The sequence below is a fragment of the Rhodococcus sp. PvR044 genome (assembly GCF_040548995.1).
GTDB lineage: Bacteria > Actinomycetota > Actinomycetes > Mycobacteriales > Mycobacteriaceae > Rhodococcus_G > Rhodococcus_G oryzae.
Genome location: NZ_JBEPSX010000007.1, coordinates 248,815 through 275,785 on the forward strand (window position 1 = coordinate 248,815; position 26,971 = coordinate 275,785).

At 69.4% G+C, this 26,971-nt stretch carries 1 protein-coding gene; it reads right to left on the minus strand.

Annotated features, from left to right (window positions below; translation table 11 throughout):
* Window positions 1–72: 72 nt before the first annotated feature.
* Entirely contained in the window at window positions 73–26,940 is a 26,868-nt protein-coding gene (locus tag ABIC28_RS18035) for a non-ribosomal peptide synthase/polyketide synthase (protein WP_354580147.1), read from the minus strand.
* Window positions 26,941–26,971 lie beyond the last annotated feature (31 nt).

A 26,971-nucleotide genomic window follows, 5' to 3' on the forward strand; every position in this document is an offset into this window, starting at 1 on the left:
CCGTCAGCAAGACTCCTGCCAGGATGATCGCAAGCATGGCGGGAGATGTGGCGACCCGGCGACCGTGACCGATCAATGTGAGGAGAGGTACTTCTCGAGCGCGGGACCGACCACGGCCAACGACTCGGGTTCGATCATCTGGTTGTGGCCGCAGTCCACTTGGACCTCGCGGATTCCGCCGGTGACCGCCGGACGCCACTCCTCGGGGGAATGTTCTCCGTTCCCGGAACCGCCTGCCGCGCTGAAGAAGAGCAGGTCGCCGTCGAAGACCGCGGGACGGAATCGGTCCATGATCTGCGCCGAATTGGTGAAGCCGGCGCTGATCCGCTCGAGATGCGCGGCGGTGAGGCCGGTGCGCTGTCCGAGGGACTCGTCGAGCAGCTCGACCGCCCGCGCGTAGGTCAGCTCCTCGCCGTCGGGGGTGCGGAGGTCGAGCCCGAGGCCCTGCAACAGCTCCTCGACTGTCAGCACCTGCGGGATCCCGTCGGCGGTGACATAGCTGTCCATGATGGCGAGCGTCGCCACCTCGTCGCCGTCCCGCCGAAGCTCCACGGCCATGGCGTGCGCGATCACGCCGCCGAGGGACCAGCCGAGCAGGTGGTACGGGCCGTGGCCCTGGACCGCGCGCATCTCCTGCACGTACCGGTGCGCCAGCTGCTCGATCGACTCGAAGCGCGGCCCCCCGCTGATGAGCGGCAGCTGCAGGCCGAACGCGGGGCGGTCCTGGGCGAGGTGCTGGACCAGCCCGGCGTAACCCCAACTCAGACCGATGCCGGGGTGCACGCAGAACAGGGCGGGCTTGGTACCGCTCGGCCGCAGCGGGATCACCACCTGCAGAGCCTCATCGGCGGCCGACTGCGCCGACTCCTCGTCGAGGCGGTGCGCGAGCCCGGCCGGGGTCGGATCGAGGAAGATCGACTGCAGTTGGATCCGGTCCCCGAACCGCGCGCGGAGCTCGGTGACGACCCGGGTGGCCACGATCGAGGTGCCTCCGAGGTCGAAGAAGCTGTCGTCGACACCGACGCGTTCGACGCCGAGCACCTCGGCGTAGGCCTCGGTGATCGCCAGTTCGCTCGGTGTGACCGGCGCGCGGTATTCGTCGGCGCGAGCACCGAACTCGGGTGTCGGCAATGCCTTTCGATCGAGCTTGCCGACGGGCGTCATCGGTATCGTGTCGAGGACCACGACGGCCGACGGCACCATGTGGGCGGGCAGGCGGCCCGAGGCGAAGGACCTGACCTGGGCGGGCACCAGCGTGCGACCCTCGACCGGGTGCACGTAAGACGCCAGCAGGGTGTCCCCGGACGGCCCGGTCTGACCGATGGTGGCCGAGAACGCGATGTCGGGGTGGTGCGTCAGCACGGTGTCGATCTCGCCGAGTTCGATGCGGAAGCCGTGCACCTTCACCTGGAAGTCGCTGCGGCCGATGTACTCGATGGTGTGATCTCCGGTGCGGGGGTCGCGTTGCCAGCGGACGATGTCCCCGGTGCGGTACATCCGCTGCCCCGGATCACCGAACGGGCTCGCCACGAAGCGTTCGGAGGTCAACCCGATCCGGTTGTGATAACCGCGGGCCAGCCCGAGACCGAGGATGTACATCTCGCCGGGCACCCCGACCGGGACCGGCTGCAGGTGGGCGTCGAGCACGACCTCGCCGAAACCGATGGCCGGGTTGCCGATGTTGACCGGCACCCCACTCTCCATCGGGTCGCTGACGCTGGCTTGGATGGTGGTCTCGGTCGGCCCGTAGCCGTTGAACATCCGGCGCCCCCGCGCCCAGACGTCCACCAAGTCCGGCGGGCACGCCTCCCCGGCGACCGCGAGGACCTCCAGCTCCGACAGATCCCGGTCCTCCATCGACGCCAGGGCGGTCGGGGTGATGAAGGCGTGGGTGACGTGCTCGCGCCGGAGCAGGTCCTCGAGATCGGGGCCGCCGTACACGGTGGGCGGCACGATCACCACGCCCGCGGACGTGCCGAACGCCATCATCAGCTCGAACACGGAGGCGTCGAAGCTCGGGGACGCCAGGTGCGAGACCCTCGACCGCTCGGTGACGCCGAACCGGCTGTTCTCCTCCGCGGTCAGGTTCGCGATGCCCTGATGCGTGACGATGACGCCCTTGGGCAGACCGGTGGATCCGGAGGTGTAGATCAGGTAGGCCGGGTGGGCGAGGTGCAGGGGGACGATCCGGTCCGCATCGATGACCGGGGCCGGCGACGACGCGGACATGGACGCGAGGAAGTCGGGGGCGTCCATCACGAGCCACGGAATCGTGTCGGGGAGCTGCCCGCGCCGCGATGCGACGGTCAGCCCGACGACGGCGCGGGAATCCACCAGCATGTACTCGATTCGTTCCGGCGGATAGGTCGGATCCACGGGTACGAACGCGGCGCCTGCCTTCGCCACCGCCCAGATCGACACGATCTCCTCGATCGAGCGGGGCAGGCCGAGCGCGACGAAGGTCTCCGGGCCGACCCCGGACCCTCGCAGCACCCGGGCCAACCGGTTCGACCGCTCGTCGAGCTCACGATAGGTCAGGTGCTCATCCTCGAAGGACAACGCGAGCGACTCGGGTGCCGCGGCCGCGGCGGCGGACAGGATGTCCGGCCACAGCTGCGGCGCACCACCCTCGGGTCCGAGCGCCGGTGCCATATCGGACATCTCGACCTCGCCGAGGATGCCGATGTTGCCGATCGCCCGGTGCGGGTCGGCGGTCACCGCATCGAGAACCCGGACGAAACGATCCGCGAAGGCGTGCACGGACTCGGGGTCGAACAGGTCTGTCGCGTAGTCGATACCGCCACGAACACCCGCGGGCGTGCCGTCCGCCGCGACGTTCTCGGCGAGGATCAGCTCCAGGTCCTCCTTCGCCACCCGGATGTCGAGGTCGACGCCGTCGACCTCGAGGCCCGGAAGTGCCAGGTGCGGCCGTTCGGTGTTCTGGAACTCCAGCGCGACCTGGAAGAGGGGCTGGTAGGACGTGGATCGGGCCGGGTTCAGCGCCTCGACGATCCGCTCGAACGGGAGGTCGGCGTGTGCGAACGCCGCGAGGTCCGTCTCACGGGCCGATTCGAGCAGCTCGAGGAAGTCGGCGTCGGGGTCGACGTGGGTGCGCAGCACGAGGGTGTTGACGAACATGCCGATCATCTCGTCGAGTTCGGCCTCGCCCCTGCCGGCGATCGGGGTACCGATGGCGACGTCGTCGGTGTCGCCGAGCCGGGCCAGTAGGACCGCGAGTGCCGCGTGCATCACCATGAAGACGGTCGAGTTGTTCGCCCGCGCCAGGTCGCCGATGCGGGCGTGCAGCCCGGCGTCGATCGCGAACTCGATGCGGTCGCCGCGGAAGGTCTGCTGCAGCGGACGCGGGCGGTCGGTCGGCAGCGCGATCACGTCCGGCAGGTCCGCGAGGTTCTGGTTCCAGTACTCGAGTTGCGCGGTGATGAGTGACCCCGGATCGTCCTCGGCGCCGAGCATCCGGTGCTGCCAAAGGGTGTAGTCGGCGTACTGCACCGGCAGCGGGTCCCATCCCGGGGCCGAGCCGTTGACCCGGGCGTTGTAGGCGACCATCACGTCCCTGGCGAGCGGACCGAGGGAGGAACCATCGGCGCAGATGTGGTGCACCACGATGGTCAGAACGTGTTCGAGCTCGCCCAGCCGGAGCAACGCGGCCCGCACCGGTACCGCGGCGGTGACGTCGAAGCCTGCGCCCGCGAGTTCGATGATGCGCGAGTTCAGTTCGGCGTCGGTGACGGAGATCGTCGTCAGTGCGGGCAGGACCTGGTCGGTGGGCACCACGAGTTGTGTGGGCTCGCCGTCGTGGACGGGGAACATCGTGCGCAGCGACTCGTGTCGGTCGAGCACGTCCCGGATCGCGGCGCCGAGCGCCTCGGTGTCGAGGCGACCGGACAGCTTGACCGCCAGCGGGATGTTGTATGCGGGCGAGGCGGTGTCGAACTGGTTCAGGAACCACATCCGCTTCTGGGCCAGTGACACCGGGATCACCGGCGGGCGCTCGATCGCGGTGAGCGGAGGCCGCGCATCGGTGCCGGTGCGCTCGGGCGCGAGCAGGGCGGCCAGCGCGGTGATCGTCGGCGACTCGAAGAGTGCACGGACGCCGATCTTGGCACCGAGCGCGGTCCCGAGTCGTGCCGTGACGCGGGTGGCGATGAGCGAGTTCCCGCCGAGGTCGAAGAAGCTGTCGTCGAGGCCGATCCGATCGACACCGAGGACCGCGGCGAACACCTCGGCGATGGTGCGTTCGAGCGGTGTGCTCGGTTCGCGGTACTCGGTGGCGGTGCCGAGGAACTCGGGCTCCGGCAGCGCCGACCGATCGAGCTTGCCGACATGGGTCAGTGGGATCTCGTCGATCAGGACGATGCTCGACGGCACCATGTGGGACGGCAGCCGGCCCGCCAGGTGATCGCTCAACGCCGGTACCCGCACCGGTACGTCCGCCATCGGCACCACGTAGCTGGCCAGCACGGTGTCGCCGGACGGACCAGGCACGCCGACGGTCACCGCGAAGCTCACTCCTGGGTACGCCATGATCTCGGAGTCGATCTCGCCGAGCTCGATCCGGAAGCCGCGCACCTTCAGCTGGAAATCGCTGCGCCCGATGTACTCGACCGTGCGTTCGCCGGACCCGGGTTCCACCCGCCAGCGGACGATGTCCCCGGTGCGGTACATCCGATCTCCCGGTTGCCCGTACGGATTCGCCACGAAGCGGTCCGCGGTCAGCGCGCCCCTCCGGTGGTATCCGCGCGCCAGTCCGACACCCGCGATGTACAACTCGCCGGGGACGCCGGCGGGAACCGGCCGCAGGTACCCGTCCAGTACGACCTCGGACACCCCGCGGATCGGGCCGCCGAGCGTGATGGGCTCCCCCACCGTCATCGGGTCGCTGATGTTGGCCATGATCGTGGTCTCGGTCGGGCCGTACGCGTTGGTCAGCTTGCGTCCCGGCGCCCACCGCGTGACCAGCTCCGGCGGGCAGGCCTCACCGCCGAAGGCCACGTGCTGGAATTCGACGAGTCCCCCCGGGTCCACCGTCGCCAGCGCGGCGGTCGTCACGAAGGCATGGGTGACCCCCTCGACCTTGATCAGGTGCGCGAGTTCGGCTCCGCCGTACACGGACTGCGGTGCGATCACCATCGTCGAACCCAGCCCGAACGCCTGCAGGTATTCGAAGACGGCGCCGTCGAAGCTCGGCGTCGAGAAGTGCAGGGTCCGCGACATCGGCGTCGTGTTGAACCGTTCGCGCTGGTCGGTGGCGAAGTTCTCCAGGCCGACGTGGGTGATCACCACGCCCTTGGGTGTTCCGGTCGAACCCGAGGTGTAGACGACATAGACGGCGTTGTTCATGCCGATCGGCGAGACCCGGTCCGCGTCGACCACCCGACGGGTGGACTGGGCCGCCCGTTCGGCGGTGCAGTCGGGCCCGTCGAGGAGCAGCCACGGCACGGAGTCGGGCAGCCGCGCGCGATCCGCGGTCATGGCGAGTCCGAGGGTCGCGCCGGAGTCGGTGAGCATGTGCTCGATCCGGTCCTGCGGGTAGTTGGGGTCGACGGGCACGAACGCCGCGCCGGTCTTGGCCACCGCCCACACCGCGAGCACCGATTCGATGGATCGAGGGATGCCAAGAGCAACATAGGTTTCCGGACCCGCGCCCCTCGCGATCAGCAGGCGCGCCAACTGCGTCGAACGCATGTCGAGCTCGAGATAGCTGACGTGGCGTCCCTCGTGGACCAGCGCGGTGGCCTCCGGACTCGCGGCCGCCGCGTCCTCGAACAACTCCGGGAGCGTCCTGGCCGAGACACCCGGCCTGCCGTGCACGGGGACAAGGGCGACGCGCTCGTCCGCCGACAGCAGGTCCATCCGCGCGAGCTGGAGGTCGGGGTGGGTGGCCATCGCGACCAGTACCCGCCGTACCCGGGCCGCGATGGACTCCACGGCGGCGACGTCGAAGGCCGTGGCGAGGTACTCGAGCTTCAGGTGCAGGTTCTCCTCACCGGAGGCGACGATGGCCAGCGGGTAATGAGCCGAATCCCGTCCGTCGAAGCCCGCGATGCGCATGCCCGCGATGTCGGTCTGTTCGGTCAGGCCGGCGCGATCGATCGGGTATGACTCGAACACGGTGAGGGTGTCGAACGCGGCGGCGGGTGCGGCGACCTTCTGGATGTCCGCCAGCCCGAGGTAGTGGTGGTCGAGCAGCGCGACCTGCTCGTGCTGGACCCGGTCGAGCAATCCGCCGAGGCTCTCGTACGGATCGAGGATGACCCGGACAGGAAGGGTGTTGATGAACAGGCCGACCATCGACTCGATGCCGGCGATCCCCGGCGGCCTGCCCGAGACGGTGCTGCCGAACACCACGTCGTCGCGGCCGGTCAGCGCGCCGAGCACGATTCCCCATGCGGCCTGGAGCATCGTGTTGAGGGTGAGGCCGCGCTCGCCCGCCAACAGTCGCAGCAGGCTGGTCTCCGCTTCGGACAGCGTCAGCCCGAACTCCTGGCTGCCCGAATGCGGACGACCGTCGTTCGCGGGCGCCAGCACGGTCGGTTCCTCGACGTCCGAGAGTGCCTGCCGCCACGCCTCTGTCGACTGACCGATGTCACGCCGGGACATCCAGACCAGGTAGTCGCGGTAGGGGTGCACGGGCGGAAGTGCCGAGGCGTCCCCGTCGGTCGCGTACAGGGTCAGCAGGTCCCGGATGACGATCGGTGTCGACCAGCCGTCGATCAGGATGTGGTGGTTCGTCAGCGTCAACCGGTACTCGTCCTCGTCGAACTTCACGAGCATCAGGCGCAGGAGCGGCGCGGACGACATGTCGAACCTCGCTGCCCGGTCGGCCGCCACGACCGCGGCATGGGCGTCCTCGCGGTCCTCGGATGCCGTCTCGGCGAGATCGATCTCACGCCACGGCAGCTCGACGTGATCCGCGATGACCTGGACGGCGACACCGCCCTGTTCGGCGACGAACGCCGCCCGCAGGTTCGGGTGCCGATCGAGCAGTGCCTGACCGGCCCTGCGGATGCGGTCCGGGTCGACCGTGCCCCGCAGGGTGATGGTGAGTTGGACGAGATACGGATCGACCGACGCGTCCGACATCTGCGCGTGGAAGAGCAGGCCGGACTGCAACGGGGACAGCGACCAGACGTCGGCGAGGCCGGGGAACCGGCCCTCGAGTCGCTCGATGGTGTCCTGCTCGAGATCCACCAGGGCGAGGTCCGACGGTGTGAGCCCGCCCGCGGTCGGCGCCGCGGCGTGCCGGGCCAGCGCGGTCAGCGCCTCGGCCCACAGGTCCGCCAGCTCGCGGACCTCGAGGGCGCGCAGGACCCGCGTCGGGAACGACCAGGTTGCGCGCAGCCGCGGCCCGTCCGGGGATCCGAGGGTCAGCGCGTTGATGTCCAGGACCGACGCGACCGGCATCTGCTTGCTCGGGGCGTCGTCGAGGCCGGTGTCGGTGACCGGGGTCCAGCCGGTGCCGGGGTCCAGCGTCCCGGCTCCGTCCGTCATCCGGCCGAGGTAGTTGAAGCTGATCTGCGGCGCAGGCAGTTCGCGCAATTCGTTCCGGTGTTCGCTCAGGTATCGGAGCATCCCGAAGCCGATGCCGTGATCGGGTATCGAGAGCAACCGTTCCTTCACGACCTTGACCGCGGTGCCCGCGTCCGGCCCGCCCGCGAAGGCGTCGTCGAGATCGATGTCGGACAGATCGAGCCGGACCGGGAAGATCGTGGTGAACCAGCCCACTGTCCGCGACAGATCGGCGCCCGCGATCACGTGATCCTCGCGGCCGTGGCCCTCCAGATTGACCACCGTCGCCGACACCTCTTCGCCGCGGGCGGAGCGCCACCGGGACACGGCCATCGCAAGCGCCGTGAGCAGGCTGTCGTTGACGCTGCCGTGGAATACCTCCGGAAGCCGCGTCAGCAGCGACTCCGTGACCTCGCTCGGGAGTTCGACGGTGATCTTCTGCACGGTCTCGTTGGTGTCGACCGCCGGATCCAGTGCACGCGAACCGATCACCGGATCCGGACCGGCCAGCATCCGCCGCCACAGGTCCATCTCCCCGGACCTGGTCGCGCTCGCCTCGGCCAGGGCGTGCGTCCAGCGGCGCATCGAGGTCCCCACCGGGGCCAGGACGGGATCCTGACCCGCGCGGATCTGTGCCCACGCCGACGCCAGGTCCGGCACCAGCACGCGCCACGACACCCCGTCGATCACCGCGTGATGCACGACCATCAGCAGTCGGCCCGGGGCATCGGGTTCGCCGCAGTCCGAGGGATCGAACCAGACCACCTGCAGCATCGTGCCTGTCCACGGGTCGAGTCGGTCCGCCGCCGCGTCGAGTTCGGCCGCCGCGATCGCGGAGAACTCGGGGCCCTCCACACCTGCGACCGCGACCCTACGCAGTACCGACGCGGCGGGCACCGACCCCTGTTCGGCGACCGTCATCGCCGGTTCGCGGTCGGGATCGCGCTGGATCAGCCTGGACCGCAACATGTCGTGGTGGTCGAGCACTGCCTGCAGCGTGCGCTCGACGGTGTCCGCGTCCGCCCCTGGCGGCAGCGTGAGCAGTGCCGTCTGGGTGTAGCGGTTGATGTCCCCAGCGGCCCCGGCCCGATCGGTCAGCCAGTGCATGATCGGGGTCAACGGCAGCTCGCCGACGCCCCCGCCCGCGAGCTCGTCGAGCACGATCGCGTCCCCGACCTCGGCCGATTCGGCCACGACGGCGAGCGCGGCGACCGTCTTGTGTTCGAAGACCTCCCGCGGCGAGATCGCGACACCGGCAGCCTTGGCCCGGGACACGAGCTGGATCGACATGATGGAGTCGCCGCCGAGCGCGAAGAACGAATCCTCCACGCCCACCGAATCCAGACCGAGCACCTCGGCGTACAGGGTCGCCAACACGGTCTCGGTCTCGGTGCTCGGCGCGCGGCCGGCATGGACCCGCGTCGCGAAATCCGGTTCCGGCAGTGCCTTTCTGTCCAGTTTGCCGTTCGCGGTCAGCGGGAGTTCGTCGATGACCAGCACCGCCGCGGGCACCATGTGCGAGGCGAGTTGAGTGCCCGCGAACTCGAGCACCTCGTTCTCGTCCGGGCGTAACCCCGGCTCCGGGACCACGTAGGCGATCAACCGGTTGCCCCGCGGGTCCTCGCTCACGAGGGACACGGCCTGCGCGACGCCAGGGAACCGCAGCAGGACCGCCTCGATCTCGCCCAGCTCGATCCGGAACCCGCGGACCTTCACCTGGAAGTCGCTGCGGCCCAGGTACTCCAGTTGACCATCCCGATTCCAGCGGGCCACATCACCGGTTCGGTACATCCGTGCACCGGCGGCACCCATGGGATCCGCGACGAACCGCGCGGAGGTCAGCGCCGCCCGGCCGAGGTAGCCACGCGAGACCTGATCTCCCGCGACGTACATCTCCCCCGTCACCCCTGGCGGGACCGGATGCAGTCGTTGATCGAGCACCGACACCCGCAAACCGGGGATCGCCCGGCCGATGACGGACGCGGACGCCTCGGCGGCGTAGGCGCGGTCGAGTGGGAGGTGACTGACGTGCACGGTGGTCTCGGTGATGCCGTACATGTTGACCAGCGCAGGCGCAGTCTCGCCATGCCTGGCGTACCAGCGGCCGAGCTGACCGAGATCGAGCGCCTCACCACCGAAGATCACGTAACGCAGGGCCAAAGCCGGTGAGTCACCCGTGGCCAGCCGGTCGGCCTCGGCCAGCTGGTAGAACGCGGTCGGCGTCTGATTGAGCACCGTCACCCGCTCGCGCCGCAAGAGTTCGAGGAACATCTCCGGCGAGCGGGCGGTGTAGTAGTCGACGACCACCAGGGTGCCGCCGTACAGGAGTGGGCCCCACAGCTCCCAGACCGAGAAGTCGAATGCGTAGGAGTGGAACATCGTCCACACATCGGACTCGTCGAACCCGAACTTCTCTTCGGTGTTCGCGAAGAGGGTGAGCACGTTGCGGTGCGAGACGACGACGCCCTTCGGCTGCCCGGTCGACCCGGAGGTGTAGATCACGTAGGCGGTGTCCGCCGGGTCGAGCGGGGCCAGCCGATCGGTGTCGGTGACGGGCGCGCCCGATTCCGTGGCGAGTCGGGTGGTCAACTCGTCCGAATCCAGCACCACGACGGGCACGTCGGTGTCAGGCAGGCGTTCGAGGTCGGCACCGGTGGAGATCATGCAGATCGGATCCGCGTCCTCGAGCATGAAGATCAGCCGGTCGGCCGGGTACGTCACGTCGACGGGCAGATAGCCGGCACCGGACTTGACGACGGCCAGCAGCGCCACGATCAGGTCGTTGGTGCGCGGCAGCGCGACCGCGACGAGGGATTCGGGTCCGGCGCCCCTGCCGATCAGGACCCGGGCGAGCCGGTTGGCCCGGTCGTCGAGTTGCGCGTAGGTCAGGGTTTCACCGTCGCAGGACACGGCGACCGCTGCCGGCTGCCGGGCGACCGTGCTCGCGAACCGGTCCACCAGGGTGCCCGTCGGTGCAGGCACGCCCGCGACGTTCCAGAGCGAGGCCATCGCGTCGCGCTCGGCCGGGTCGGTGATCTCGATGTCCCCGACCGCGCGGTCGGGATCCGTGGTGACCGATTCGAGGAGGTCGCACAGTCGCCGGGCGAAGCCGTGCACGGTGCCTGGGTCGAACAGATCGTCGGCGTAGGTGAACATCGCCGAGATCCCGGCCGGGCGCCCGTCCTCCCCGTACCGCTCGGCGAGTGTCAGCTGCAGGTCGAACTTGGCGACGGCCAGGTCGGGATCGATTCCGTCCGCGGTCAGTCCGGGCAGCTCCAGGTGGGGCGGCTCGTTGTTCTGGAACTCGAGCAGTACCTGGAACAACGGCGAGTGTGCGGTGGACCGTTCGGGGGCGAGTGCCTCGACGAGTCGCTCGAACGGCAGGTCCGCATGCGCGAACGCGGCGACGTCCACCTCGCGCACGTTGTCGAGGAGCTCCCCGAACGATGCCCGTGGATCCACCTCGTTGCGCAGCACCAGGGTGTTGACGAACATGCCGACCAGATCGTCGAGCGCCGCCTCGCCGCGTCCCGCGATCGGGGTGCCGACGGCGACGTCGGTGGTTCCGGAGAGCTTCGCGAGCAGCAGCGACAGCGCGGCGTGGCCGGCCATGAACATCGTCGAGTTGTGTTGCCGTGCCAGGTCGACGAGGGCGCGGTGCACCCTTGGCGGCACGGTGAAGTCGAATCGTTCGCCGTGGAAGCTCTGGTAGACCGGCCGCGGTCGGTCGGTGGGCAGCGCGATCACCTCCGGCAACCCCGAGAGGACTTCCGTCCAGTGGTCGAGCTGGCGCGCGAGCAGGGACTCGGGATCGTCCTCGGAGCCGAGGACGCGGTGTTGCCACAGCGCGTAGTCGGCGTATTGGACCGGCAGCGGGGACCACGGTGCCATGGCACCAGACACCCGCGCGGTGTAGGCGGCCATCACGTCCCGGGCCAGCGGGGACATCGAGAAACCGTCGGCGCTGATGTGGTGGACGACGAGCACCAGCACGTGCTCGTCTGAGCCGATGCGCAGCAGGGCCGCGCGCACGGGCACCGCGTCGGTGACATCGAATCCGCCCGAGATCAGGTCGGAGATGCGCTGCGGCAGTTCGGACTCGGTGGTGTCGATCGCGGTGAGGTCCGGTACCGCGGCTGCCGCGGGCACGATCACCTGGGTGGGCTGACCGTCGACCATGGGGAACAGGGTGCGCAGCGATTCGTGCCGGTCGACGACGTCGGCGACGGCGCTGCGCAGCGCGTCGGTGTCGAGGTGCCCGGTCAGGCGTACGGCGAGCGGGATGTTGTACGCGGCGGACTCGGTGTCGAACTGGTTGAGGAACCACATCCGCTGCTGCGCCAACGACAGCGGCAGTCGTTCGGGCCGGTCGGTCGCCTCGAGCGACGGGCGCCGGTGCTCACCGTCGGACAGTGCGACACGCTGTGCGAGGGTGCCTGCGGTGGGCGCCTCGAACAGGGCGCGGACGCTGAGGTCGACCTCGAGTGCGGACGACAGCCGCGCGGTGACGCGGGTCGCGCTCAGCGAGTTGCCGCCGAGGTCGAAGAAGCTGTCGTCGAGGCCGACGCGGTCGAGGCCGAGGACGGCGGCGAAGACATCGGTGATGGTGCGTTCGAGGGCAGTGGTCGGCGCCCGGAACTCGGTGGTGGCGGCGAACTCCGGCGCGGGCAACGCGGCGCGGTCCAGCTTGCCGACGGGGGTCAGCGGGATGTCGTCGAGGATCATCACGCTCGAGGGCACCATGTGCGAGGGCAGCCGGGTCGAGAGGAACTCGCGGACCTCGGCCGGCTCGATCCGGTGTCCGGCTGCCGGCAGCACGTACGAGGCCAGGACGGCGTTGCTCGCCGATCCGTGCCCGATGGTCACGGAGAAGTCGATGCCCTCGTGCTCGCCGAGGGCGCTGTCGATGTCGCCGAGCTCGATGCGGAACCCGCGGACCTTCACCTGGAAGTCGCTGCGTCCGATGTACTCGATCACGAGTCGGCCGGATTCCGGGGAGCGCCGCCACCGAACGACGTCGCCGGTGCGGTACATCCGTTCGCCGGGGCCGCCGAACGGATTCGCCACGAATCGACCGGCGGTGAGGCCGGTGCGACGGTGATAGCCGAGCGCCACGTTGTGCCCTGCGATGTACAGCTCGCCGGGCACCCCGATCGGGACGGGACGCAGGAAGGCGTCCAGCAGGATCTCCTGGATCCCGCGCAGCGGTCCGCCGATGGTGACCGGTTCGTCCACCGACACCGGATCGCTGAAGTTCGTCACGATCGTGCCCTCGGTGGGGCCGTACGCGTTCCACAGTCGGCGCCCTGGAGCCCAGCGCGGCACCAGCTCCGGTGGCGCGGCCTCGCCGCCGAACAGGACATCCTGGAAGTCGTCGAGACCGGCGGGGTCCATCCCCGAGAGCGCCGAGCTGATGATGAAGCCGTGGGTCACCCGTTCCTCCTTGAGCAGCCGGGCCAGTTCGATCCCGCCGTACACCGTGGGCGGCACGATCACCAGCGTCGCTCCCGCGCCCGCGGCGAGCAGGTACTCGAAGACCGACGCGTCGAAGCTGGGACTGGCGAAATGCAGGGTGCGTGATGCCGAGTTCGGGGCGAACAGATCGTGCTGCACGGCGACGAGCTTCTCGAACGACCGGTGCGAGACCACCACGCCCTTCGGGAGCCCCGTCGAGCCGGACGTGTAGATCACGTACGCGATGTCGTCGACCCGCAGGGGGCGCGGGCGGTCGGCGTCGGTGACCGCGGCCGCCGACCTGCCGTCGAACTCGGCCGAGGCCTCCGGATCGTCGATGACCGACCATGCTGCGGTCCCGGGTAGGCGGTCGCGGTACTCGGCGACGGTCAGTCCGAAGGTCGCGCCCGAGTCGGAGAGCATGTGCTCGATCCGATCGGACGGGTAGTTCGGGTCCACCGGGACGAAGGTTGCTCCCGTCTTGGTGATCGCCCAGACCGACATGACCGATTCGATGGAACGCCTGATCGCGAGGGCGACAACCGAACCCGGCCCGAGGCCCCGCGCGAGCAGACTCCTGGCGATCTGATTCGACCGCTCGTCGAGCTCGCGATAGGACATCTCGCGGCGGGCCATCGTCAGCGCCACCGCGGTGGGGTCGATCCCCGCTCCGTCCGTGAACAGCTCGGGCAGCGTCCGCGCGCTCACGATCGCGCCGCCGTCGACCGGGAGCAGTTCGATTTCCTCCTCGGGCGAGAGCAGCCGCAGCCGGGACAGTGGAAGGTCCGGGGTGTCGGCGAAGGCGTCCAGCACCCGCGCGGTGCGCGCGGCGATGGTCTCCGCGTCCGCGCGCTCGAACAGATCCGGGAAGTACTCGACCTTGAGCCGCAACTGCTCCTCCGCGGAGGCGACCAGGGCCAGCGGATAGTGGGCGGCATCGTTGATCTCGGGGATCCCGAGCACGCGCAGCCCGGCGATGTCGACGTCGGCGGTCAGCGCCGCCCGGTCGAACGGGTACGACTCGAAGACGGTCAACGTGTCGAAGGTGGCCGCGGGCCCCGCCGCGTCCTGGATGTCGCTGAGTCCGAGGTAGTGGTGATCGAGCAGGGCGGTCTGCTCGTCCTGGATTCGGTTCAGCAGCTCGCCGAGGTTCTCGAACGGGTCGAGGGTGATCCGGACGGGCAGCGTGTTGATGAACAGGCCGATCATCGACTCGATGCCGGGGATCTGCGGGGGTCGCCCGGAGACGGTGCTGCCGAAGACCACGTCGTCGCGGCCGGTCAGCTCGGCGATGATGATGCCCCACGCGGCACGGATGAGCGTGTTCAGGGTCAGACCGCGCTCGCGGGCCACGGCCCGCAGGCGCTGCGTCCGTTCGACCCCCATCTCGACGAGAACCGAGAGCGCGCTGTCCCACTGCAGCCTGGCGCGGTCCAGCGGTGCGACGAGCGTGGGTTCATCGACTCCGGCGAGGGCCTGCATCCACACGTCCATCGACTTCTCGGAGTCGCGCTGGGACAACCACTTCAGGTAGTCCCGGTAGGCGTTGGCCCGCGGCAGCGCCGTCGCGTCGCCGTCGGTCGCGTACAGGGCCAGCAATTCCCGCAGCATCAGCGGCGCAGACCAGCCGTCGAGCAGGATGTGATGGTTCGTCATCACCAGTCGGTGGGTGTCCGGGCCGGTCCGGATGAGCAGGAATCGCAGCAGCGGCGGCGATTCCATGTCGAATCCGTGGTGCCTGTCCTCGTCCAGGACGCGTGCGACCTCGGCCTCACGATCCCCGTCGTCGAGCGTCGTCAGGTCGAGCTCGGTCCACGGCAGCTGCACGTGCCGGTGCTGCACCTGCACGGTCACACCGTCGATGTCGGCGATGAAGGACGTGCGCAGGTTCGGGTGCCGGTCGATCAGGGCCTGGCCCGCCCGCCAGATTCGCTCGGGGTCCGCGCCCCGAACATCCAGCGCGAGTTGCACGGTGTACTGATCGACCGACTGCTCGGCAAGCAGCGCGTGGAAGAGCAGTCCGGTCTGCAGCGGCGACAGCGACCAGATGTCGGCGAGGTCGGGGTAGCGGTCCTCGAGCCGTTCGATGGTGCCCTGCTCGAGGTCCACCAGGTCGAGGTCCGACGGGGTGAGCCCGCCCGCGGTTGGGGTGGCGGCGTGCCGCGTCAGCGCGGTCAGCGCCTCGGCCCACAGGTCCGCGAGGTCGATCGCCTCCGCGGCGGTGAGGACCTCGCCGGGGAATGCCCAGGTGGACCGCAGGCGAGGGCCGTCGGGGGTCTCGGTGGTGACCGCGTTGATGTCCAGGACCGCTGACGGTGGCATGTCGACGGTGCCGACCAGGTCCAGATCGGTGTCCGCGACCGGGCTCCACCCGATGCTCGGCCCGTCGTCGGTGCCGCCCGCGGTCAGGCGTCCGAGGTAGTTGAAGCTGATCTGTGGCGTCGGCAGCTCTCCCAGTTCGAGCGCATGCTCGCTCAGGTACCGCAGCATGCCGAAGCCGATGCCGTGGTCGGGGACCGCGAGCAGTTGTTCCTTGACAGCCTTCACCGCGGCACCGGCGTCGCGGCCGCCTGCGAAGGCGTCGTCGAGATCGATGTCGGACAGCTCGAGCCGCATGGGGAAGACCGTGGTGAACCAGCCCACGGTGCGTGACAGGTCGGCGCCGGGGACCACCTGATCCTCGCGGCCGTGCCCTTCGAGGTTGACCACCGTCGCGGTCGCATGCACTCCGCGGTCGCGACGCCACCGGGACACGGCCATCGCCAGCGCGGTGAGCAGTCCGTCGTTGACGCTGCCGTGGAATGCCTCGGGAATCCGGGTGAGTACCGCGTCCGTGACCTCGGTCGACAGTTCGACGTTGATCTTCTGCACGGTCTGGTTCGTGTCGACCGCGGGATCCAGTGCGCGCGAACCGATCACCGGGTCGGTCCCGGACAGCATCTCGCGCCAGCGGACCAGCTCGTCGGTCCTGTTCTCGCTTTCCTGTACGAGGGCGTGCGCCCAGCGCCGCATCGAGGTTCCCACTGGGTCCAGCTCCGGATCCTGGCCCGCGCGGATCTGCGCCCATGCCGACGCCAGGTCCGGCACCAACACGCGCCACGACACCCCGTCGATCACGGCGTGGTGGACCACCATCAGGATTCGGCCGACGCCCGCGCCGGAATCGAGCCACACGACCTGCATCATGACGCCCGCGGCCGGGTCCAGTCGCTGCTCGGCCGCCTCGAACTGCGCGACCACCTCGGCGTCGAATTCGGGATCCTCGGGTGTCGCGGCCACCTCGATCCGGCGGATGAGGTCGGCGGCGTCGACCGACCCCGGCTCGGCCACCTCCATCCTCGCGTCCGCACGCGTGTCCGGACCGGCTGCCCGGTTCGTGTGCAACCTGGCCCGCAACATGTCGTGTCGATCGAGCACGGTCTGGAGCACGCGGCCGAGTTCCCCTGTGTCGGTGAGGTCCTCGGGGGCGACGAGCAGAGCGGACTGGGTGAGCCGGCCGAAGTTGCCGCCGCGTTCGAGCAGCCAGGCCACGATCGGGGTCAGGGGCATCTCGCCGACGCCGCCGCCTGCCAGTTCCTCGAGGGTGACGGCCGCCGAGGTCTCGCCGAGCCCTGCGACCAGGGCCAGCTTCGAGACAGTCTTGGCTTCGAACACGTCTCGCGGGGTCAGCACCACACCGGCGGCCTTGGCTCGCGACACGAGCTGGATCGACATGATGCTGTCGCCGCCGAGCGCGAAGAACGAGTCGTCCACGCCCACCGCATCCAGACCGAGCACGTCGGCGAACAACGTCGCCAGGACGGCCTCGAGTTCGGAGTCCGGCGCCCGGCCGGGCGTGGCAAGGGCACCGAAGTCCGGCTTCGGCAACGCCTTCCGATCGAGCTTGCCGACCGGGGTGAGCGGCAGGCCGTCGAGCACGATCAGCGCGACGGGCACCATGTAGGGCGCCAGGATGCCGCTGACGAACGAGAGGATCGAGGCCTCGTCGAGTTCCACCCCCGGCTCGGGGACCACGTAGCCGACCAGCCGGCCGGGGCCGGAGCCGTTCGAGTGCGCGGTCGCGACCGCGCTGGAGACGCCCTCGTAGCTGGCCAGCGCCGCCTCGATCTCGCCGAGCTCGATCCGGAACCCGCGGATCTTGACCTGGAAGTCGGTGCGGCCCAGGTACTCGAGGTCGCCCACCGGCACGGTCCCGTCGACCCCCGTCGTGTCGCCGACGGCGCGAACCCACCGGACCAGGTCCCCGGTCCGGTACATCCGCTCCCCCGGTCCGCCGAACGGGTTGGCCACGAACCGGTCGGAGGTGGTGCCCGCGCGATTGCGGTAGCCGTGCGCGAGCGAGGGCCCGCTGATGTACAGCTCGCCCGGGACCCCGAGCGGCACCGCTCGCAGCCTCGAATCGAGGACCAGCAGGCCGCAGCCCCGGATCGGCCGCCCGATGACCACGGGGTCGCCGGGGCTCATCGGCGGGCTCACGGTCGCCACGACCGTCGCCTCGGTCGGGCCGTAGCCGTTGAACATCCGCCTCCTGGCCGTGACCCACTTACCGACGAGGTCCGGTGGGCAGGTGTCGGCGCCGGTCACCACGCACTCCAGGTCGTCCAGCTGGTGCGGATCCACCGATTCCAGTGCGGCGGGGGTGACGAAGGCGTGTGAGACCCGATCGCTGCGGAGCAGGTCGGCGAGTTCGGTTCCGCCGTAGACGCCCGGTCGGGCGATGACCATCGTCGCGCCCGCGCCGAACGCCATCACCAACTCGAGGACCGATGCGTCGAAACTGGGCGAGGCGAGATGCAGCGTTCGCGACGGCGGGGTGATGGTGAACCGGTCTCGCATCGAGGCCGCGAGATTGGCCAGCCCTCGGTGCGGGACGACGACACCCTTCGGCGTGCCGGTGGACCCCGATGTGTAGATCACGTACGCCGGGTGGTCGAGGGTCAGCGGGGCGATCCGGTCGGCATCGGTCACCGCTGCGGCCGCTGCGGCGGCCAGTCCCGCCTGCATGTCCGGCGCATCGAGTTCGAGGTATCGGGCGAGCGTGGGTAGCCGCCGGCCGTATTCGGTGACCGTGAGGCACACGGTCGCGCCGGAGTCGGCGAGCATGTGCTCGATCCGTTCCGCCGGATAGTCCGGGTCGACGGGGACAAAGGCGGCACCCGTCTTCGCCACGGCCCACACCGACAGCACCGACTCGACCGACCTGGGTATCGCGATCGCCACCACGGAGCCCGGACCGACACCCTCCGCGATCAGGATGCGGGCCAGCCGGTTCGCCCGCTCGTCGATCTCGCGGTAGGTCAGCTCGTGATCCTCGGTGACCAGTGCGAGCGAGTCGGGCGCGAGCGCGAGCGGGGCGGCGAGGATCTCGGGAAGGGTGCGCGCGGGCACGGACTCCGGACCGCGTGCGGGAGCCAGCGCGCTGAGTTCGGCGGCATCGAGCAGATCGATGTCTCCGATCGCGACGGTGGGATCGGCGGTGACCGCGGCGAGGATCGCCACCAGTCGCCGACCGAACCCGGCGACGGTGGCGGGGTCGAAAAGGTCGGTCGCGTAAGTGAACCCGGCGGAGATGCCCGCGGGTGCCCCTGTCTCGTCGAACTCCTCGGTGCAGGTGAGCTGGAGGTCGAAGTTGGAGATCTCGGTGCCCAGATCGATGCCCTCGACCGTCAGACCCGGCAGCTCCAGCCGCGCCCGGTCGTTGTTACGGAACTCGAACACCACCTGGAAAAGCGGGGTGTAGGAGGTCGAACGCTCCAGAGACAGGGCGTCGACCAGACGCTCGAACGGGAGGTCCGCGTGATGGAAGGCGCGCAGGTCCGTCTCGCGGGTCCGCGCCAGCAGGTCGGCGAAGCTGGTGTCGCTCCCCACCCTGCTCCGCAGTACCAGGGTGTTGACGAACATGCCGACCATGTCGTCGAGGGCGGCCTCGCCGCGGCCCGCGATGGGGGTACCGATGGGCACGTCGTCGGTGTCGCACGAGCGCGCGAGCAACACCGCGAGTGCCGCATGCACGGCCATGAACACGCTGGAACTGTGTTCGCGGGCCAGCCGCACCAACTGCTGGTGAACCTGCTGGTCGACGGCGAATTCCTGCACGGCGCCGCGCATCGACGGGACCTGTGGCCGCGGGCGATCGGTCGGCAGCGCCAGCAGCTCCGGCATGCCGTCGAGCTCCTGTCGCCAGTGGTCGAGCTGAATCGAGAGCAGGCTGCCCGGATCCGTGAAGTCACCGAGAACCCGGTGCTGCCACAGTGTGAAGTCGGCGTACTGGACGGGAAGCGGCGCCCACTGCGGGCCGTGCCCGTCGGAGCGGGCGGTGTACGCGACCATCAGGTCCCGCGCGAGGGGGGCAAGCGAGAATCCGTCCGCGCAGATGTGGTGCACGACGAGGGAAAGCACGTGCTCATCGGGGCCGGTGCGGAACAACCCTGCGCGCAACGGAACCGCGGCCGTCACATCGAAACCGGAGCCTGCCAGCGCGGCGATCCGGGTGTCGAGCTCCGCCGCGAGCACCTCCTCGGTGGGAAGATCCGGCAAAGCCTCGGAGGTCGACACGATGACCTGGGTCGGTTCGCCGTCCACGGACGGGAAGAGTGTGCGCAGCGATTCGTGCCGCTCGAGTACGTCCGTCACGGCCGCCCGCAACGCGTCCTCGTCGAGCCGTCCGGTCAGCCGCACCGCCATCGCCACGTTGTAGGCAGGCGAATCGGTGTCGAACTGGTTGATGAACCACATTCGCTTCTGGGCCAGCGAAACCGGCACCGGGGCGGGGCGTGCCCCCGCGACCAGTTCGGGCCTGCCGCTCTCGTGGGAGGCCTGGGATTCGATGCGGGCCGCCATGCCCGCCACCGTGAGGGAGTCGAAGACCTCACGCACCCCGAGCTGCGACCCGAGCGCCGAGTTGGCGCGCGCGACGAGCCTGGTGGCGATCAGCGAATTCCCACCCAGATCGAAGAAGTTGTCGAGCACCCCAATCCGCGGCCTGCCGAGGAGGTCCGCGGTGATCGTCGCGAGGATCTCCTCGATCGGGTTGCGCGGTGCCAGGTATTCCGCGCCGGAGACCAGGAAATCGGGTGCGGGCAGGGCCTTTCGATCGAGCTTGCCGGTCGCGCCGAGCGGGAACTCGTCGAGCACCATGATCTGCGCGGGCACCATGTAGCCGGGCAGTATCTTCCCCAGGGACTCCCGCAGTTCGGTCGTGTCCACCTCGGAGCCGGTTTCCGCGATCACGTAGCCGACCAGGCTCTCCCCGGTGATGGGGCTCTCGTGCACGACAACCACGGCCTGCGCCACCGCGGGGTCGACGAACATGGCCGACTCGACCTCGCCGAGTTCGATTCGCAGCCCGCGGAGTTTGACCTGGAAATCGGATCGACCGATGTACTCCAGCGATCCGACGGCCTCCCAGTTGCGCCGCCACCGGACCACATCACCGGTCCGGTACATCCTCTCGCCGGGGGCGCCGAAGGGACTGGGCACGAATCGGTCCGCGGTGAGCCCGCTGCGGCCCACATAGCCGCGGGCCAGCTGGCTACCGACGAGGTAGAGCTCGCCGGGGATCCCGAGCGGAACCGGGTGCAGACGCGAGTCGAGGACGTACACGCCGGTGTTCCACACCGGTGCGCCGATCGGCACGGTGACACGGTCGTATTCGCTGCACTCCCACGAGGTCACGTCGACCGCGGCCTCCGTGGGGCCGTAGAGATTGTGCAGGTCCGCACCGTTGAACCGGCGGAAGGCATCGGCGGTGGCGGGCGGCAGCGCCTCGCCGCTGCAGAACACCCGGCGCAGCGAGCCGCACCGCGCGGGGTCGGCCTCCGAGGTGAATGCGGCCAGCATCGAGGGCACGAAGTGCATGGTGGTGACCTGCTCGGCCTCGACGATGCGAGAGAGATAGCCGGGGTCACGATGTCCGTCGGGTGCCGCGACGACCAGCCTGGCGCCGGTCTGCAACGGCCAGAAGAACTCCCACACGGACACGTCGAACGTCGCCGGGGTCTTCTGCAGGACCGCATCGGTCGGATCCAGACCGTACGTCTCCTGCATCCAGATCAGGCGGTTGACGATGGCCCGGTGGGAGACCGCGACACCCTTCGGCCGGCCGGTGGAGCCGGAGGTGTAGATGACGTAGGCGGTGTTGTCGGGTCGCAGCGGTGCGGTCCGGTCGGCGTCGGTGATCGGAGCAGTCGAGTGCCTGGACAGGTCCATCGAATCGATCTGCAGTATCTCGACGGTGCTGCGCAGTTCGGCCTGGTCGGCCGTGGTGCTGAGCACGCACACGGGTGCGGAGCTGTCGAGCACGTACTCGGTTCGGGCCGCGGGGTGGTCGGGGTCGAGCGGAACGTACGCACCGCCTGCCTTGACGATCGCGTGGATGCCGATCACGAGCTCGGTGGAGCGCCGGATGGCAACGGCCACGCGCGATTCGGGCCCGACACCCCGGGAGATCAGCTCCCTGGCCAGCTGGTTGACCCGCGCGTCGAACTCCGCGTAGGTGAGTTGTTCGGAGTCGACCACGAGGGCGACCGCATCCGGCGTGCGCGCCGCCTGGTCGTCGAGGAGCCCGACGAGCGTGGTGTCGGGGACCAGGGCGGCGGTGTTGTTCCATCCCTCCAGCACCCGCTCCCGCTCGTCGGCACCGAGCAATGCGATGTCGCCGACCGTAGCGTCGGCGTCGGCGGTCACCGCCTCGAGGATGCGGACGAACCGCTCGGCCAGCCCGGACATCGAGGCGGGGTCGAACAGGTCACGGGCATAGGAGAACTGGGCGGTGATCGGCCCTGGTTCGCGCTGACCGTCGCGATCGGGTGAGTCCGCGTCCTCCCAGTTCTCGGTGAGGATCACCTGGAGGTCGAACTTCGCGGTCTGGGTGTCCACATCGCTGACCCGCACGTCGAGGCCGGGCAGTTCGAGTTCGGTGCCCTCGAGCCCCTGCAGGACGAGCATCACCTGGAACAGCGGCGAATGCGCGGCGGAGCGATTGGGGTGCAGCGCCTCCACCAGTAGTTCGTACGGGAGGTCGGTGTGTCCGAAGGCCTCGAGGTCGGTGGTGCGGGTCTGGGTGAGCAGGTCCGAGAAGGTGCCGCCGCCGTCCACCTGCGTGCGAAGCACGAGGGTGTTGACGAACATGCCGACCACGTCGTCGAGCGCCGCCTCGCCGCGACCGCCGACCGGGGTGCCGATCGAGATATCGGTCGAATCGCTCGCCCTCGCCAGTAGCACCGCGAGCGCCGCGTGCAAGACCATGAACAGGCTGGCGTTCCGCGCTCCCGCGATCTCGAGCAGCCCGCGATGCAGGTGCGCCGGAATGGTGAAGTCGACGACGCCACCGCGAACGGTCGGCTGAGCGGGCCGAGGTCGATCTGTGGGCAGTTCGAGCAGCTCCGGTGCGCCGTCGAGTGCGTGTGTCCAGAAGTCGAGCTGCCGAGAGAGCCGGCTCTCCGGATCGCGTTCGGAGCCGAGGATCTCGCGCTGCCACACCGCGAAGTCCGAGTACTGGACCTCGAGTGGCGCCCACTCCGGTGCCCGGCCCGCCGTACGGGCGACGTATGCAGTCATGACGTCGCGCGCGAGCGGCGGCATCGACAGTCCGTCCGCCGCGATGTGGTGGGCCACGATGACAAGGACGTGCTCGGTGGGGCCGGTGCTGAGCAGCCTGATCCGGACCGGGAGGTCCTCGGCGACGTCGAATCCCGCCGTCGCGATCAGCTTCAGGCGCTCGTCGAGCTCGGCCTCGCCGGTGGCGGTCACCTCGAGATCGGGGATTGCCCTCTCGGCGGGGAGCACCACCTGGACCGGGCCGTTCTCGCTGTTCGGGAATACGGTGCGCAGCGATTCGTGACGGGTGAGGACATCGACGAGCCCCATCCGGAGCGCGGCCACGTCCAGCTCGCCCGACAGGGACACGGCGATCGGGATGTTGTAGGCGGCCGAGGAGGTGTCGAGTTGATTGACGATCCACATCCGTTGCTGGGCCAGCGATACCGGCACCGGACCGGTCCGCGGTACCGCCCGCAGGACGGGTCCCGGCGCCGTGCGCACGCCGCCGGCTCCGATTCGCTCCGCGAGGCTCGCGACGGTCGGTGCCTCGAACAGGTCGAGCACCCCGATCTCGGTGCCGAGGGCGGCGTTGATCCGGGTCACCACCTTGGTGGCGACCAGTGAGTTGCCACCGAGATCGAAGAAGCTGTCGTCGACGCCGATTCGCTCGCGCTGCAGCACGCCCGCGAGGACCGCCGCGATCGCCTCCTCGGTCTCGCCCCTCGGCGCACGGTATCCGGCGACGCTCCCGTCGAAACGAGGCGCGGGCAGCGCCTTTCGGTCCACCTTGCCCGCCGGGGTCAAGGGCACCTCGTCGAGGACGGTGATGCTGGCGGGCACCATGTGCGCAGGCAGCGCGGCCGCGGCCTGGGCGAGGACTCCGGGTTCGTCGACCTCTTGTCCCGGTTCGGGCACGAGGTAGCTCACCAGCACGGTGTCGCCCGAGGGGCCCGGGTGGCCGGTGGTCAGCGCGAAACCGACGCTCGGGTGCGAGCGCAGCACCGCGTCGATCTCCCCGAGCTCGATCCGGTAGCCCCTGATCTTGATCTGGAAGTCGGTGCGCCCCAGATACTCGAGGGAGATCCCGCCGCCGGTATCCGTCCACCGCACCAGGTCACCGGTGCGGTACATCGGTGCCCCGGAGCGCGAGTGCGGGTTCGCGACGAATCGCTCGGCGGTGGTCGTCGGTCGCCGGTGGTAGCCCCTGGCCACCCCGGGACCGCAGATGTACAGCTCGCCGGGTACACCGACCGGGACCGGGTTCAGGCGGGAGTCGAGCACCATCAAGCCGAAGCCGACGAAGGGGCGGCCGATGCCGACCCGCTCTCCGGGTGACAGCAGCCCGCTGGCGCTCGCGATGATGGTGGCCTCGGTCGGGCCGTACCCGTTCAACAGCGTCCGGCCCCGGCCCCACTGTTCGACGAGTGCCGGTGGACAGACGTCTCCCCCGGTGAGGATGCACTCGATGTGGTCGAGTCCTGCCGGATCGACCGATGCGAGTACGGCCGGGATGACGAACGCGTGCGTGACCCGCTCGCGGCTGAGCAACTCGGCCAGTTCGGCACCGCCGTACAGAGTGGACGGGGCGATGACCATCGTCGCACCGGCACAGACGGTCATGAACAGCTCCATGATCGACGCGTCGAAACTGGGCGAGCTGAAGTGCAGGGTCCGCGATTCGGGCGTGACGGCGAACCGCTCGCGAGCATCGGCGGCCAGGTTCGCCAGGGCCCGGTGGGTGACGACGACACCCTTGGGCAGGCCGGTCGACCCGGACGTGTAGATCAGGTATGCCGCATGGTCGATCCGCAGTGGGCCGGTGCGGTCCGCATCGGCGATCGGCGCCGTCGACTGCTCGGACCACAGGCGACCCAGTTCGGGGTCGTGCAGATCCAGCCACGGGGTGGTGTCGGACCGTTCGCCGTCGCCTGCGGCGAGTCCGAGGACCGCGCCGGAATCGGTGAGCATGTGCGCGATGCGGTCCTGCGGATAGTTGGGGTCGATCGGCACGAAGGCCGCGCCGGTCTTGGTGACCGCCCACAGCGCGAGCACCGAGTCGATCGATCTGGCGATCGACAGCGCGACAACGGATTCCGGGCCGACCCCGCGATCGATCAGCAGACGTGCCAGCTGGGTGGACCGATCGTCGAGTTCGCGATACGTCAGGCTGGTGCCCTCGAACCTCATGGCGTCGTTGCCGGGTGTGATCGCGGCGGCAGCGGAGAGGAGGTCGGGCAGTGGCCGTGGCGGGACTCCTGGCGCGCCCAGGACGGGTGTGAGCGAATCGAACTCGGCCGGTCCGAGGAGTCTGATATCGCCGACCGGCAGATCGGGGTCGGCGGTGGCGCTCTGCAGGATCCGGTCGATCCGGTCCGCGAACTCGGTGATGGTGGTGCGGTCGTACAGGTCTGTCTGGAAGAGGATGCGGCCCGCGATCCCGGCCGGTTCCCCGGCGTGGGTGGTCAGTTCGGTGAAGACGAGGCGGACGTCGACCTCTCCCGTCCCGATCCGCAGGCTGTCCGGGCCGGATTCGGGGTCGCCCTTGTTCCCGAATTCGAACAGGACCCGGAAGGGCGGTTCAATCGGTCCACCCGCAGCGGCGACCAGTTCCTCGACGACCTTCTCGTACGGAAGATCGGAGTGTCGCAGCGCCATCCGGTCCGAATCGCGGACGGCGGCGAGCTGGTCGGTGAACGTGGAGGCCCCCGAGACCGTATTTCGCAACACCACCGGGTTGTCCGGGTCGGTGGTGTCGGGTGGCTCGGTCGCCTGCCTGCGGTTGACCACGGTGCCGAGGGCGACGTCGTCGGTGTCCGCGAGCCGGCCGAGCAATACGGCGAGCGCGGTGTGCATCACCGCGAAGACGCTCGAGTCCGACCGCCAGGCCAGGTCGGCCATCCGGCGGTGGATGCGTCGGTCGATCTCGAGGTCGACGTGCCCCGTCGGTCCCGACTGCCGTACGGGCCGAGGACGATCGAGGGGAACCGACGCGGCCGTTGGCAGGTGGGCGAGTGCGCGGGTCCAATAGTCGCGGTCCTCGTTGATCCTGCGTTGGCGGACGCCCGCCTCCGCGCTGGTCGCGTGGATGTCGCCGAGCCGGGTGCTCGGTGTGGCGGCCAGGAACTCCTCGAGCAGCTCGACGAACTGGGCGTGGTGCGTCCGCAGCTCGTCGTCGTCGTATCGGTTCGGGTTGCCACGGAAGTCGACGAGGGTGCGCTCGTCGGCACCGCTCTTGTAGATGTTGACCAGCAGGTCTTCAACGGGTCCGGAGGTGACGATGTGATAGCCGCCGACGATGGGACCGAGGGTGACCACCTGGTTGAAGAGCATGACGTTGACCATCGGGCCCGCGAGCCCACGCGAGGAGCCGGTCAGCCCGGCATCGCGGCGGATGTCCTCGACGCTGCACCGCTGATGCCGGAGTGCCCCCATGAGCTCGAGCTGGACCCGCCCGACGAGCTCGGTCACGGTGTCGGTTTCGTCCACCGTGATGTGCAGCGGCGCGACGGTGGCGAGCATGCCCCCGGATCGCTGCAACTGTGCCGTCGTCCGGCCGGACACGGGCAGGTTGATCAGGAGGTCGCGCTCGCCCGTCATCCGCCCGAGGTAGCAGCCGAAGGCCGCGATGATCACCGCGGCCGAGGTCGCTCCGACCCGGTGGTCAGAGTCCTCGAGTGCGGACAGGCCCGCATCCGACAGGCGAGCACTCACCAGCGAGACACGCGCGGTCGCGGCTGCCTCCCGTTGCGCCAGCGTGGAACCCGACTCGATGCCGACGATGTGTTCCGCCCAGTAGTTGCGGTCCGCGGTGAATCGGTCGGAACTGCGGTACTTCTGATCCAGGTCGTAGAGGTCGCGCACGGGCAGGGCGCGATTCGGTGGCGGCTCGGTGCCGTTGACCGCCGCCGTGTAGTGCGCCGCGATCCTGTTGATCAGCGTCGCGCCGCCGTAACCGTCGAGGACCACATGGTGAATTCGCGCGTACCACAAGTAATCTCGGTCGCCGACCTGGAGGACGGAGGTATCGATGAGTCGGTCACGGGCCAGGTCGACCGGCGTCGTGTACTCCCCCTCGATCCACGCGTGGGCGGCGGCGGTCGGATCGGGTTCCCCACGGAAGTCGATATATCCGGTGGAGGTGTCGCAGTTCGGGTCGATCACCTGATAGGGCTCGCCGTCGACGTCCACCATCTTCAGCATCGGGGATTCGAATTCGAGCGCGGTGGCATCGACCGACCGGCGGAGCAGTTCGAGGTCCAGGTCGCCGTGCAGTTCGATGTAGTGCGCGATGAACTCCGGGACGGTGGGGCTGAGTTGCTGTGCGAACCACATACTCCGTTGGACTGCCGACAGCGGAAATGCCGTGTACTGCCCGTAAGGGTCTTGGGCTGGCCCCTGCGAAGGTGTAGTCGTCATCGCACTCCCCAAGCGAGTAGACAAACTCGAA

Coding starts and splice junctions, on each gene's coding strand:
- ABIC28_RS18035 (WP_354580147.1), bottom strand. CDS start 26,940: ATGACGACTACACCTTCGCAGGGGCCAGCCCAAGACCCTTACGGGCAG.